This window comes from Pigmentiphaga sp. NML080357 (assembly GCF_002188465.1).
GTDB lineage: Bacteria > Pseudomonadota > Gammaproteobacteria > Burkholderiales > Burkholderiaceae_B > Pigmentiphaga.
In genome coordinates, this window is sequence record NZ_NINW01000037.1 from 78,327 (window position 1) to 90,993 (window position 12,667).

At 67.5% G+C, this 12,667-nt stretch carries 9 protein-coding genes; 3 read left to right on the plus strand and 6 right to left on the minus strand.

All coding sequences use genetic code 11. The features are described from left to right. Nucleotides 1-4: 4 nt before the first annotated feature. From infB to scpB, 5 genes are all read right to left on the minus strand, one after another. Complete coding sequence (gene infB / locus CDO44_RS15565; protein ID WP_087781122.1) at nucleotides 5-2,902, minus strand: translation initiation factor IF-2; 2,898 nt, start codon at nucleotides 2,900-2,902, stop codon at nucleotides 5-7. Between the two features lie 44 nt (nucleotides 2,903-2,946). Continuing rightward, nucleotides 2,947-4,425: a transcription termination factor NusA gene (nusA, locus tag CDO44_RS15570; protein ID WP_087781123.1), complete on the minus strand. Its 1,479-nt coding sequence runs from the start codon at nucleotides 4,423-4,425 to the stop codon at nucleotides 2,947-2,949. Beyond that, nucleotides 4,422-4,931, minus strand: coding sequence for a ribosome maturation factor RimP (rimP, locus tag CDO44_RS15575; protein WP_087781124.1), 510 nt, complete (start codon nucleotides 4,929-4,931; stop codon nucleotides 4,422-4,424). The genes nusA and rimP overlap by 4 nt, the downstream gene beginning before the upstream one ends. 488 nt (nucleotides 4,932-5,419) lie before the next feature. Further along, nucleotides 5,420-7,153, minus strand: a complete 1,734-nt coding sequence (rluB, locus tag CDO44_RS15580; protein WP_087781125.1) for a 23S rRNA pseudouridine(2605) synthase RluB — start codon at nucleotides 7,151-7,153, stop codon at nucleotides 5,420-5,422. Further along, nucleotides 7,150-8,346 (minus strand): SMC-Scp complex subunit ScpB, encoded by a 1,197-nt coding sequence (gene scpB, locus CDO44_RS15585; protein WP_087781126.1) that lies wholly within the window; start codon nucleotides 8,344-8,346, stop codon nucleotides 7,150-7,152. Before scpB ends, rluB begins: the two co-directional genes overlap by 4 nt. Nucleotides 8,347-8,684: 338 nt before the next feature. Here scpB and CDO44_RS15590 point away from each other — a divergent pair, with 338 nt between their 5' ends. Further along, complete coding sequence (locus CDO44_RS15590) at nucleotides 8,685-9,599, plus strand: DMT family transporter (protein ID WP_087781127.1); 915 nt, start codon at nucleotides 8,685-8,687, stop codon at nucleotides 9,597-9,599. Nucleotides 9,600-9,617: 18 nt separating this feature from the next. Here CDO44_RS15590 and CDO44_RS15595 read toward each other — a convergent pair whose 3' ends face one another. Beyond that, nucleotides 9,618-9,887, minus strand: coding sequence for a DUF1488 family protein (locus CDO44_RS15595; protein WP_087781128.1), 270 nt, complete (start codon nucleotides 9,885-9,887; stop codon nucleotides 9,618-9,620). Between the two features lie 233 nt (nucleotides 9,888-10,120). On the opposite strand from CDO44_RS15595, the gene siaA reads away from it, so the two are divergent. Next, nucleotides 10,121-12,097, plus strand: a complete 1,977-nt coding sequence (siaA, locus tag CDO44_RS15600) for a biofilm regulation protein phosphatase SiaA (RefSeq protein WP_369824687.1) — start codon at nucleotides 10,121-10,123, stop codon at nucleotides 12,095-12,097. 22 nt (nucleotides 12,098-12,119) lie between these two features. Then, nucleotides 12,120-12,662 carry a biofilm regulation protein kinase SiaB gene (gene siaB / locus CDO44_RS15605; RefSeq protein ID WP_087781130.1) on the plus strand — a complete coding sequence of 181 codons (543 nt, stop codon included), beginning with the start codon at nucleotides 12,120-12,122 and terminating at the stop codon, nucleotides 12,660-12,662. The last annotated feature ends 5 nt before the right edge of the window (nucleotides 12,663-12,667 follow it).

A 12,667-nucleotide genomic window follows, 5' to 3' on the forward strand; every position in this document is an offset into this window, starting at 1 on the left:
CCCTTTACAGGGTGCGCGCCACTTCCTTCACCTCGAACACCTCGAGCTGGTCGCCGATCGCGATGTCATTGTTGTTACGCAGCGTGATACCGCAGTCGAAGCCTGCCTTGACCTCGCGCACGTCGTCCTTGAAGCGGCGCAGCGAATCGACCTCGCCGGTCCACTGGACCACGTTGTTGCGCAGCAGGCGGACCTGCGAATTGCGGCGCACCACGCCATCGAGCACCATGCAGCCGGCGATGTTGCCGATGCGCGACACGTTGTAGACCTCGCGGATCTCGACCAGGCCGATGACCTCTTCGCGCTTCTCGGGAGCCAGCATGCCCGACATGGCCGACTTCACGTCATCCACGGCGTCGTAGATGATGTTGTAGTAGCGCACGTCGATGCCGTTGTTCTCGGCCAGCTTCTTGGCGCTGGCATCCGCCCGCACGTTGAAGCCGATGACCACGGCCTTCGAGGCGATGGCCAGGTTGATGTCGCTCTCGGAGACGCCGCCGACCGCCGCGTGCACGACCTGCACGCGCACCTCGTCCGTGGACAGCTTGGTGAGCGCCTGCACCAGCGCTTCCTGCGAACCCTGGACGTCGGTCTTGACGATGAGCGCCAGCGTCTGCACGCCCTCGCCCATGTTGTCGAACAGCGACTCGAGCTTGGCGGCCTGCTGGCGGGCCAGCTTGACATCGCGGAACTTGCCCTGGCGGAACAGCGCGATCTCGCGCGCCTTGCGCTCGTCGTTGAGCACGATCAGCTCGTCGCCCGCGGCCGGCACCTCGGTCAGGCCCTGGATCTCGACCGGAATCGACGGTCCTGCCTCGGAGATCGGCTTGCCGATCTCGTCCAGCATGGCGCGCACGCGGCCGAAGCTCGCGCCGGCCAGCACCACGTCGCCGCGCCGGAGCGTGCCGCTCTGCACGAGGATGGTGGCGACCGGGCCGCGGCCCTTGTCCAGCTTGGCTTCGATGACCAGGCCCTTGGCCGGCGCATCGACAGGCGCCTTGAGTTCCAGGATTTCGGCTTGCAGCAGCACCTGCTCGAGCAGCTCGTCGATGCCCTCGCCGGTCTTGGCCGACACGGGAACGAACGGCGAGTCGCCGCCGTATTCCTCGGGCACGACTTCCTCGGCCACCAGTTCCTGCTTGACGCGGTCGGGGTTGCCTTCGGGCTTGTCGATCTTGTTGATCGCCACCACGATGGGCACGCCCGCCGCCTTGGCGTGGTGGATCGCTTCCTTGGTCTGGGGCATGACGCCGTCGTCGGCCGCCACCACCAGGATCACGATGTCGGTGGCCTGGGCGCCGCGCGCCCGCATGGCCGTGAACGCCTCGTGACCCGGGGTGTCGAGGAAGGTGATCACGCCGCGCTCGGTTTCCACGTGGTAGGCGCCGATGTGCTGGGTGATCCCGCCCGCTTCGCCCGAGGCGACCTTGGCGCGGCGGATGTAGTCCAGCAGCGAGGTCTTGCCGTGGTCGACGTGGCCCATGACGGTCACGACGGGAGCGCGCGGCATCTCGACCGCGTCGGAAGCCGGCGCCTCGTCCAGGAAGGCCTCGGGATCGTCCAGCTTGGCCGCAATGGCGGTGTGGCCGAGTTCCTCGACCACGATCATCGCGGTTTCCTGGTCCAGCACCTGGTTGATGGTCACCATCTGGCCCATCTTCATGAGGACCTTGATGACCTCGGCCGCCTTGACCGCCATCTTGTGGGCGAGGTCGGCCACCGAGATGGTCTCGGGCACGTGCACTTCGCGCACGATGTTCTCGACCACTTGCTGCGACTTCTGCTCCTGCTGGCGGTTCTTGCCGCCGCGGCCGCCGCCTCGCCAGCCGTCGCGGCTCGCGCCGGCTGAGGAATCGCCACGCGTCTTGAGACCCTTCTTGCGGGCGGCATCGTCGGACCAGGTGGACGCGACGGCGCCGGCCTTGAGGACCTTCTTGCCGGGTGCCGGCTTGTCGTCCTTCTTGGCCGCGGGAGCGGCGGCTTCCTTGGCCTCCTGCGTGGCGGCCTTGGCAGCCGGCTTGTGCAGCGTGCCGGCGATGGGGGTCGTAGGCGCCGCGGGCGCGGGTGCGGGCTGCGGCGCGTGCAGAACCTTGTTGCGCGGACGGTTCAGCATCTCGCGCAGGGCCGCGGCCTCGGCCTCGGCGGCGCGGCGGGCCTTCTCGCGGGCCTCGGCGGCCTTGGCATCCGCCTTGCGCATTTCTTCGGCCTTCTTGCGGGCTTCGTCGGCCTTGACGCGCGCCGCCTCGGCGCTCGACGCAGCCTGGCTTGCTACGACATCGCTCACTGCAGCCCCTCCCTCGGGCACGGCAGGGTGGGTGGACTGGGCGGCTGCGGCCTCGGCGGCAGCCTGTTTGGCTCGTTCGGCTTCGGCCGCGGCTTCCTCGGCCTCCTTGGCTGCGCGCTCGGCTGCCAGGCGTGCCTGTTCCTCGGCTTCGCGCAGGCGCGCCTCGGCCTCGCGGCGCTCGCGCTCCTCGGCTTCGGCGCGCTGGCGCGCCTCTTCCTGTTCGCGGGCGATGCGTTCGGCTTCGCGGGCCGCGGCCTCGGCCTCGGAAACGCGCGTCTCTTCGTCGCGGCCGCCGGTTTCGAGCTCGGCGCCGTCGGCGGTGTCGCGCTTGATGAATACGCGCTTCTTGCGGACCTCGACCTGGATCGTGCGGGCCTTGCCGGTGGCGTCGGCCTGCTTGATCTCGGAGGTCTGCTTGCGGGTCACCGTGATCTTCTTGCGGTCTTCCGACGCACCGTGGGCGCGGCGCAACGATTCGAGCAGTTGTGCCTTGTCGCTTTCGGTGACGGTGTCGTCGACCGACTTGATGCTTACGCCCGCGGCGCGCAGCTGCTCCAGCAGTACGTTGGCGGGCAATTTCAGCTCGGTTGCGAACTGGGCGACAGTGTTACTCGACATTCGTTTCTCTTCCCCGGTGTGGCTGATCGACGGTATGGGCAAACTCAAGCCTGCTCGAACCAGTGCGCGCGCGCACGGACGATGAGTTGCTTGGCCTCTTCTTCATCGATGCCGGTCAATTCGGTCAGTTCGTCGACGGACAGGTCCGCCAGGTCGTCGCGCGTGAACACCTGCCCTTCCGCCAGCTTGGCGGCCAGCTCCGGCGTCACGCCTTCCAGACTCAGCAGGTCCTGTGCCGTCTCGACCCGTTCTTCCTGCGCGATCGCCTCGGTCAGCAAGGCATTGCGGGCGCGATTGCGCAGCTCGTTGATCGTGTCTTCGTCGAAGGCCTCGATTTCCAGCAGCTCCTGGATCGGCACGTAGGCGATTTCCTCCAGGCCCGTGAAACCTTCCTCGATCAGGATGTCGGCCACTTCCTGGTCGACGTCCAGCTTCGTCATGAAGGTCTCGCGCAAGGCGGTGTGCTCCTGCTCCTGCTTGGCCTGGCTTTCGTCCGGCGTCATGATGTTGATCTGCCAGCCGGTCAGCTCGGAGGCCAGACGCACGTTCTGGCCGCTGCGGCCGATGGCGATCGCCAGGTTGTCCTCGTCGACCACGACGTCCATGGCATGGCGGTCTTCGTCGACCACGATGGACTGAACGTTGGCCGGCGCCAGCGCGCCGATCACGAATTGCGCCGGATCCTCGGACCATAGCACGATATCGACCTGCTCGCCGCCCAGTTCGTTGCGCACCGCCTGCACGCGCGAACCGCGCATGCCGACGCAGGTGCCGATCGGGTCGATGCGGCGGTCGTGCGCCACGACGGCGATCTTGGCGCGCACGCCCGGATCGCGGGCCGCGCCCTTGAGCTCCAGCAGGCCCTGCTCGATCTCGGGCACTTCGTTCTCGAACAGCTGGGCGATGAACAGCGGCGTGGCGCGCGACAGGATGATCTGCTGGCCGCGGGCCTGGCGGTCGATGCCCTTCAGGTAGGCGCGCACGCGGTCGCCCACGCGCAGGTTCTCCTTCGGGATCATTTCCGAGCGCGGCAGGCGCGCCTCGACCTTGCCGATCTCGATGATGGCGTCGCCCTTGTCCATGCGCTTGATGGTGCCGGACACGATGGACTCGCCACGCTCGAGGAAATCGTTCAGCAGCTGCTCGCGCTCGGCGTCGCGGATCTTCTGCAGGATGACCTGCTTGGCGGCCTGCGCGCCGATGCGCCCGAACTCGATGGGTTCGAGCGGCTCCTCGATGTATTCGCCAACCTCGATGTTGGGAACGACGTCGCGCGCCTCCGACAGCAGCGTCTGCTGGTCGGGCATCTGCAGGCCGGCCTCGTCGGGCACGACCAGCCACCGGCGAAACGCCTCGTGATCGCCCGTGTCGCGGTCGATCGCGACGCGGATGTCGACATCTTCTTTGTAGAGCTTCTTCATGGCGGAAGCCAGCGCGCTTTCGAGCGCGCCGAACACCACGTCGCGCGTGACGTTCTTCTCGCGCGCCAGCGCGTCCACCAACAATAGAATCTCGCGGCTCATCGCTTTTTGCCCCTGAAATTCAGAACCGGATCCAGCTTGGCACGCTCGACTTCATCGAGCGTGAACCGCAACACCTGGATTTCCCCTTCCTTTGCTTCGAATTCGATACCGAACGTCGCGGGTTCGGATCCCTTGTTTGCGCCATCCGCCGGGTCGGCCGGATCGGCTTCCGGCACGACCAGCGTGCCGGTGAACACCTTGCGGCCGTCGAACGGCTGGCGCAGCTTGACCTGCGCGCGTTCGCCGGCGAAACGCGTGAAATCCCTGGCGGTGCGCAGGGGCCGGTCGGTGCCGGGCGAGCCGACCTCCAGACGCGCGTAATCGATGTTCTCGACCTCGTAGACTCGCGACAACTGCCTGGATACGGCTTCGCAATCCTCGATGCGCACACCGCCTTCGCGATCTATCGTGACACGCAGCAGCCCCTGCCCGGCGCGTTCCACGTCGACCAGTTCAATCCCCATGCCTGCCAGGGATTGTTCGGTAAGCTGAAAAAGATCTGCCATGCCTCGTTATGCGCCCTCGTTCGTGATCGGCATGTTCTGCATGCCGCCATGCCCGCCTGCGGTCCGTCGCCCGGCACCTGGCCGACGGCTCGACGGATGCGAACCGGAAAACCAAAAAAAAATGGGCTGCACGGCCCAGCCCATTTTGCGACATCGCCCGGACCGCGCGCAGCTGCGCTGCAAAGTACCGAACGCTCGCCTGTTCTGTTGTCGGAGGACTCAACCGGAGAACCAGCCTCTGGGCACGGGTGCCGAAAGCCGCCTTTCAACCGGGGAACCCTCCCGCCATACACACCACCGGCAGCCCCCGCTGGCCATTGGAACATCGCGGGCCGCCCCATCGCGTAAGGTGGAAATCACTGTGGATAAAACCGGCTCGAAAAGTGCCTGTTCGTGCACTGGACCCTAAACGCGGTGTCTAGCCTGTAAATGTTAAGCCAAATCGGCCTTTTTTTCAAGTTGACACCGCCGTGACACCCCGGGGAGGGTCATCCGCGACCGCGGCGGGCACGCCCGCCTGCGCCGCCCAGGAACCCCAGGTGCGACTCGTGGGCCGAGGCGCTGCGGGGCTGGCGCTCATCCGCGCCGCCACGGGCCGGCCCCTTGCCGGCCTTGGGGCGGTTGCCGGGCTTGCCCTGGCGGCCGCGCTGCGCGCGGCCGGTGGCGGAGATCTCGCCGTCCTGCGGCTTGCGGCCCGCGGCCGGCTGCCCTCCCGGGCGCTGCGGCTTCTTGCCGCGCTTGCGGCCCGCGCCATTGGCGCGCTCGGGCGCGCCGTGAGGATGACCGTTGGGCAGGCCGCCCGCGAAGCTCAGGCCCGTGCCGTAGGGATCCGAAGGAAAGCTCTGCCCCACGCCCGGCACGCCGACCTTGCCGCCCTGAATCCGGCCCTTGCGGCCGATGCGGGCGCCATGCATGCCGTTCTGCTCGAGCGTGCCGAAACCGGGCGGCAAGGCGGCCTCGTGCGAGACGGGCTGGATGCTGCGCCGGCCCCGCCGCCCGCCGCCTTCGTCGTCGGCGCGGATCAGGCCTAGCTGGACCTGCAAGGCGGTCACCAATGCGGGATCCAGTTCCTCCCAGCGGCCGCGGCGCAATCCGCGCGGCAGGGAAATATCGCCGAAGCGGGTGCGCAGGAGCCGGCTCACGACCACGCCCTGCGATTCGAACATGCGCCGCACCTCGCGGTTGCGGCCCTCCTGCAGCGTGACGCGATACCAGCGATTGCTGCCGTCGCCGCCCAGATAGTCCAGGGCGCCGAAGGCGGCCATGCCGTCGTCGAGCTGCACGCCCTGCACCAGGGCCTCGCGCTGCTCATCGGTCATTTCGCCGAGCACGCGCACCGCGTATTCGCGTTCCTGGCCGTAGCGCGGATGCATGAGCCGGTTGGCGAGATCGCCGGAAGTCGTGAAGATCAGCAGGCCTTCGGTATTGAGGTCGAGACGGCCGATGGAGATCCATTTGCCGTTCTTGATCTTGGGCAGGCGCGAGAACACCGTGGCGCGGCCTTCCGGATCGTCCTGGGTGACGATCTCGCCGGCAGGCTTGTGATAGAGCACCACCCGGGGCGGTCGCGAGGCATGGCGGCGCTGCACCAGCTTGCCGTTCACGCGCACCTGGTCGTTGGGCGCCACGCGCTGGCCGATGTGGGCCGGCTCGCCGTTGACCGACACGCGGCCGGCCACGATCAGTTCTTCCATCTCGCGCCGCGAGCCGATGCCCGCGTCGGCCAATACCTTGTGCAGCTTGGGCATGACCGCTTCGCTGGCAAGGTACTTGCCAAGGCGGCGCTTCAGGTCGGGGGCCTTCTCGAGGTAGGCCAGCGCCTGTTCGGCCTCTTTCTCGGCCGCCCGCTGCGCCTCGGGGCTCAATTCCGGCAACGCCAGCTGGGCGGATTCGGACTCGACCTCGGCCTGCGGCTGCGCCTCGCGGTTCCTGGCGCCCTCGCGGCGCTGCGGCTTGGCTTTCTTGCCGTCGCGCGGCTTGCGGCGCGGCGGTTTGGCGTCCGCGGGAAACAGCGAGGCTTGCTCGCCTTCGGCGGCCGGCGCCGCCTCGGGCGCGGCCTCGGCCGGAGGCGCCGCCTCATCGGCGGGCCGGCGACGGCGGAAAGGCGTACGCAAATTCCGCCGCCCCCGGGCCTTTTCCTGCGCGGGCGCCCCGGTCTCCATCGGAGCCTCGGGCGCCTCCACGCTCTCGGCAGAGGGCATATCGTGCGTAGTGTCGTTCATGTATGGTCTTTGTTGCTTGTCTTCGTAACAGAGGACTCACCGTCCTCGGCACCGGACGCCGGCTCGGCGTCGGGCGACTGCATATCCGTGTCTTCGTGGCCGGCCTGGTCGGCCTGCGCCACCGCTTCCTGCATCCGGGCATCGGTTTGCGGCCCGGCGGGCGCCGCGGCCACATCGGCGCCGGGATCGTCCGCGCCTGGGCCGGCAACGTCGTCCGGCCCCGCTTCCCGGGCCATCCGGACGTCCTGATCATCGACCTCGACCGCCACGGTGCCGGTCTCGACGGTCGTTTCCATTTGTTCGTCGTGCGCGAAGCGCAAAGGCGCCTCGGTTTCGGCGCCCGAGCCATCGGCCCCGGCAACATCCGCCGCATCGGCCGGTGCCGCCGCTTCCGATCCGGCTGGCTCCGCCAGGTCATCGGCCTCTTCCGGCAGGCCGTCATCGGCCGCGGCATCACTCTCGGCCGGCTCGCCCGCATCCGCGGCAAGCTCGTCTTCGGCAGCGCCGCGCCGCTCGCCGGCGGCAGCGTCCGGCGCCTCGCCCTGCTCTTCGGCGCCCTCCGCCGGCACGGACTCGTCGTTGGCGGCGGTCTCGACCTCCAGTTCCACGTCCTGCCCGGGACCGTCCATGGCCAGCGACAAATCGCCCGAGCCATCCAGGCCGCTCAAGGCGGCCACGGACTCGGCCGATTCCAGCGGCGGCAACTCGTCGAGCGCCTTAAGGCCCAGATCGTCCAGGAAGTGACGGGTCGTGCCGAACAGGGCCGGCCGGCCCGGCGCGTCGCGATGGCCGATCACTTCGATCCAGCCACGGTCCTCGAGCGTCTTGATGACCTGGGAAGACACCGTGACGCCGCGGATCTCTTCGATGTCGCCGCGCGTGACGGGCTGCCGGTAGGCCACGATGGCCAGCGTCTCCATGACCGCCCGGGAGTACTTGGGCGGCTTTTCCGGGTTGAGCCGCTCGAGGTAAGGCCGCATGGAAGCGCGGCTCTGGAACCGCCAGCCGCTGGCCAGGGCCACCAGCTCGATGCCTCGATCGGCCCATGCCTGGTGTATGTCCTGCAAGAGGCCACGTATCGTATCGTTGCCGACTTCGTCGGCGAACAGCTTGCGCAATTCCGACAATTGCAACGGTTCCTGCGCGCACAACAGCGCAGTCTCCAGCACGAGTCTTGCCTCGCTGGTGTTCATGAGCGTGTGATCAAACGGGCGTAATCCGTATGGTTCCCAATACGGGTTCTGATTCTTAGAGCATGCGGCCTGGACGACCGGCCCGACCGACCTGCAGGGCGAGCTGGCGGAGTTCTACGTTATGCTGAACCGGCCTGTGATGATGCAAGAGCAGTTTCGGCACCGGATTCATGACCACCGGCATGGCCGCGCCGCACCTTGCCGGCGCGGGCGGTAGCTCTTACAGCGGTTCTTAGTGTAGCGTCTGACCGCGCTTGTCACAAGCTTTCAAAAAATGCCGCCTTGCGCGCGCCGCTCCGCGAGGGGCGACGCCGGCAACCATTGCGTCGAACTCGTCCATGTCTCTTTCCCGGCTCTGGAATTCCGCCTACTTCCTCTTGACCACCACGGTCCTGCTCTGGTCGGGCAACTTCATCGTCGGGCGGGCGGTCGACGGGATCGTGCCTCCCATCGCGCTGGCCTTCTGGCGCTGGGCCGGCGGCACGCTGATCCTGCTCGTGCTGGCCCGCGGGCACCTGCGCGCGGACCTGCCTGCCATCAAGCGGCACCTGCCCATGCTGCTCCTGCTGTCGCTACTGGGCATCGCGGGCTTCAACACCCTGGTCTACATCGGGCTGCACGGGACGACCGCCGTGAACGCACTGCTGATGCAGTCGGCAATCCCGATGGTGACGCTGCTCTTCTCGTTCCTGCTGCTGGGCCAGCGGACCTCGCTGCCGCAGATCGCCGGGGTGGCGATCTCGCTGGCAGGCGTGGCGACCATTGCGACCCGCGGCCGGCCACAGGACATCCTCGCGCTGGCGCTGAACCCCGGCGACGCGTGGATCGTCGCGGCGGTCACCGTCTGGGGGCTCTATACCACCCTGCTCACCAGGCGGCCAGCCATGCATCCGCTCAGCCTCCTGACCGTCATCTTCACGATGGGCGCGCTCATACTGCTGCCTTTCTACGTGCGCGAATACCTGCAGGGCGCGCGCATCGCGGCCGGCGTGCCCAGCGTGCTCGCCATCGGCTACGTGATCGTGTTGCCAGGGATCGTCGCCAACTTCTTCTACAACCGCGGCGTGGAACTCGTGGGCGCGGGCACCGCCAGCCTGTTCATCCACCTGATGCCGGTGTTCGGCACTCTACTGGCGGTGGCATTCCTGGGCGAGCGCGTCCACGCCTTCCACCTGGCGGGCATCATGCTGATCGGCGCCGGCATAGGCCTGGCCACGGCGGCACGGCGGCGCGCCGCGGCGAAAACCTCTTAAGAACGCGGGCCGGGCGGCTCAGGCCCGGAAATCGCCGGTGCCGAGCTGGACGATGCCGCTGGTTGGGGTGCCGGCGGTCTCGGCGGCGGCCGACAGGATCTCGTGCCGGCCACGATGGAAGGCTGCCAGGAGGGCATCCGGGGAGGCATCGGGTGCGCCGAAGTGCTCGCGCAGGACATCTGCCGAAATCTCGAACTCCTGGCTTTTGCGGCCCTCGAACCGGGCGGTGAAGCGAACGGCCCCGTCAAGCACGGCGGGCCGGACCTCTCTGGCAAGCTCCGTGGTCATAAGCCTGTCTCCGATAGTCTGAATCAAGGATCGATTCGCGCTTCGCGATCCTTGACTCTAGGCCCTGCGGCCGCCCGCGTCCACTGATACCGGTGTAATGCGAGGTATAAGCTGAAACCGCGGACTACTCACCGCGCCATGCAACGTTTCGTTGCATGTGCCGCGCCTGCCCGGCACAATCGCGGCTTTGCCGAATCGGCACGTCGCGCTCGTCGAGGGGAACCCGCATGGCCATGCTGGGGCTGAGAGGAAAATCATTGCTGGCTTTGCTGTTCGCCTGCGCCCTGGCGCTGATCCCGGCGGCGCTGCTCGCATGGCAGGGCATCAATGCGGTACGGGAGTATTTCGGCGTCGCCTATGCCCGCAACCACACGCTGCTCAACGAGCAGAAATTGCTGGCGCCCGTCATGCGCGAACTGGCGCTGGCCCAGCGCATGGCGGGCTCGACGCTGACCCTGGAGTGGCTGCGCGATCCCGGCGACGCCGCCAAGCGCAGCCGCTTCTTCCAGGAAGCGCAAGGCTACCAGCGCGACTTCAGCGACCATTCGTACTTCGTCATCGACGGCACGCCCTCGTATTACTTCAACGCCGCCGGCAGCCCCGTGGTCGAGACCGCCCGCTATACGCTCCGGCCCGACCAGGCCAAGGACGCGTGGTTCTTTTCCACCATGCAGGACACCTCGCCCTACGACATCCAGATCGACCTCAACCACGATCTCGGCGTCACCAAGTTGTGGTTCAACGTGCAGGTGCGCGACGGCGACCGCAAGCTCGGCATGATAGGCACCGGGCTGGACTTGCGCACGTTCCTCAAAGGTTTCCTGGAAGGCGTGGAACCCGGCGTGACGCCGGTGATTTTCGATCGCGAGGGCAATATCCAGGTCCACCCGGACCGCGAGCGCATTGCCTACAAGTCGATGCCCCCTGCGGAAGCCGCCCGCCGCTCGGTGCTGGGCCTGCTGGACAACGACTCCGAACGCTCGGCGTTCAAGCAGGCCATGGCCGACGCGTTCTCCAGCCCGGGCAGCGCCGTGTCGCTGTTCGCCGCGCAGAACGGCGCCAGGTCCGCCATCGCGGTGACCTATCTGCCTAAACTCCGCTGGTACGTCATGACCGCGGTGGACCTGAACGTGGCGCGGGTGGTCAATTCCCAATGGCTCACGCCGGCCCTGGTGTCGCTGCTGGCGGTACTCGCCCTGTTGCTGCTGGGCTTCGGCTACGCGGTCGAACGCCTGGTGCTGGCGCCCCTGCGGCGGCTGCAGCACACGGCCCAGGCCATGTCGGTGGGACGCTACGACGTCAGGCTGCCGGCCTACGGCCAGGACGAGATCGGCGAGCTGAGCCGGGCCTTCGGCGTCATGGCCGAAAAAGTCCGCTCGCATACCGAGGAGCTGGAGAGCCGGGTGCGCGAACGCACCCAGGCGCTGGAGGAAGCGAACCGGCGCATGGCCGCGACCCACAAGACCATCGACGACTCCATCGACTACGCCAGCCTGATCCAGCGCGCGATCCTGCCGGATCGGCAACTGGTGCAGTCCTTGGGGCCGCACCACTTCGTCCTGTGGAAGCCGCGCGATGTCGTGGGCGGCGACTTCTACGTCTTCCGGGCCGACGGCGAGAACTGCCTGCTGGGCGTGGTCGATTGCGCCGGCCATGGCGTCGCGGGCGCCCTCATGACCATGCTGGCGCGCGCCGCCATCGACCATGCCATCGCCGAAGCCGGCCCGGGCGATCCGGCCGCGATCCTGGCACGGACGGACGCCGCCATGCGGGCCATGCTGCGGGACGCGGAGCTTCCCCGCGCTCTGGCGACCAACATGGACGTCGGCCTCGCCTACGTGGACCGCGGGGCTGGACAGTTGCGTTTCGCCGGCGCAAAAATGGCGCTGTACGCAAGCAGCGCCGCGGAAATCGAGGAATACAAGGGGGGCCGCCGGGCCCTGGGAGAAAAACGCATCGGCCAGTACGCCAACATCACCGTACCGCTGGCCGGCCGCACGTTCTATTTCGTCACGGACGGACTGCTGGACCAGTCCGGGGGAGAGCACGGCTTCAGTTTCGGCAACCGCCGGCTGGTCGAGCTGCTGCGATCGGTGTCCGGACTGGCGCTCGACGCCCAGGCCCGCGCCGTTGCCCAGGCCTTGGTAGACTACCAGGGCCGGCAACCGCAGCGCGACGACATCACCGTTTTGTCATTCAAATTCGAGTAGGCCACCTTTGCGCGGAGTCACGATGGATTCGACCGACCTATTCGCAATGCGCGAAAGCTTCAACCGCGACCGTATCATGCTGTGCTTCAACGGCCCCATCTCGCGCAGCCTGATCGAGGAGATCGGCAATGCCCTGCGCAACTACCTGCAGGCCGAGCATGTGCAGCCTTCGGCGGCGATGGACGTATTCGGCGCCTATATAGAAATGACGCAGAATATCCGCCACTACGCCAGCTCCCACGGCTATGCCGAGCACGAGGCCACCGCCACGGTCATCGTCGCGAACAAGGAAGACGGCCGCCATGTGGTGTCGGCCGGGAACGTGGTCGAGACCGCCGACGGCCAGGCGCTGGTTGCGCGGATCAACGCCCTGGCCAGCCTCGACAAGGCGCAGCTCAAGGCCAGCTACAAGGAACAGTTGCGCAAGCCCCGCGACGCCGATGCCAGCAGCGGCGCCGGCCTGGGGCTGATAGACATCGCCCGCAAGGCCAGCGAGCCGCTCGCCGCGTCCCTGCGGGAAACCGGTTCCGGGCGGGCTTTCTTCAGCCTGCGGGCCGTCATTTGAGTAAA

Coding starts and splice junctions, on each gene's coding strand:
- nusA (WP_087781123.1), bottom strand. CDS start 4,425: ATGAGCCGCGAGATTCTATTGTTGGTGGACGCGCTGGCGCGCGAGAAG.
- siaA (WP_369824687.1), top strand. CDS start 10,121: ATGCTGGGGCTGAGAGGAAAATCATTGCTGGCTTTGCTGTTCGCCTGC.
- rimP (WP_087781124.1), bottom strand. CDS start 4,931: ATGGCAGATCTTTTTCAGCTTACCGAACAATCCCTGGCAGGCATGGGG.
- CDO44_RS15595 (WP_087781128.1), bottom strand. CDS start 9,887: ATGACCACGGAGCTTGCCAGAGAGGTCCGGCCCGCCGTGCTTGACGGG.
- CDO44_RS15590 (WP_087781127.1), top strand. CDS start 8,685: ATGTCTCTTTCCCGGCTCTGGAATTCCGCCTACTTCCTCTTGACCACC.
- rluB (WP_087781125.1), bottom strand. CDS start 7,153: ATGAACGACACTACGCACGATATGCCCTCTGCCGAGAGCGTGGAGGCG.
- infB (WP_087781122.1), bottom strand. CDS start 2,902: ATGTCGAGTAACACTGTCGCCCAGTTCGCAACCGAGCTGAAATTGCCC.
- siaB (WP_087781130.1), top strand. CDS start 12,120: ATGGATTCGACCGACCTATTCGCAATGCGCGAAAGCTTCAACCGCGAC.
- scpB (WP_087781126.1), bottom strand. CDS start 8,346: ATGAACACCAGCGAGGCAAGACTCGTGCTGGAGACTGCGCTGTTGTGC.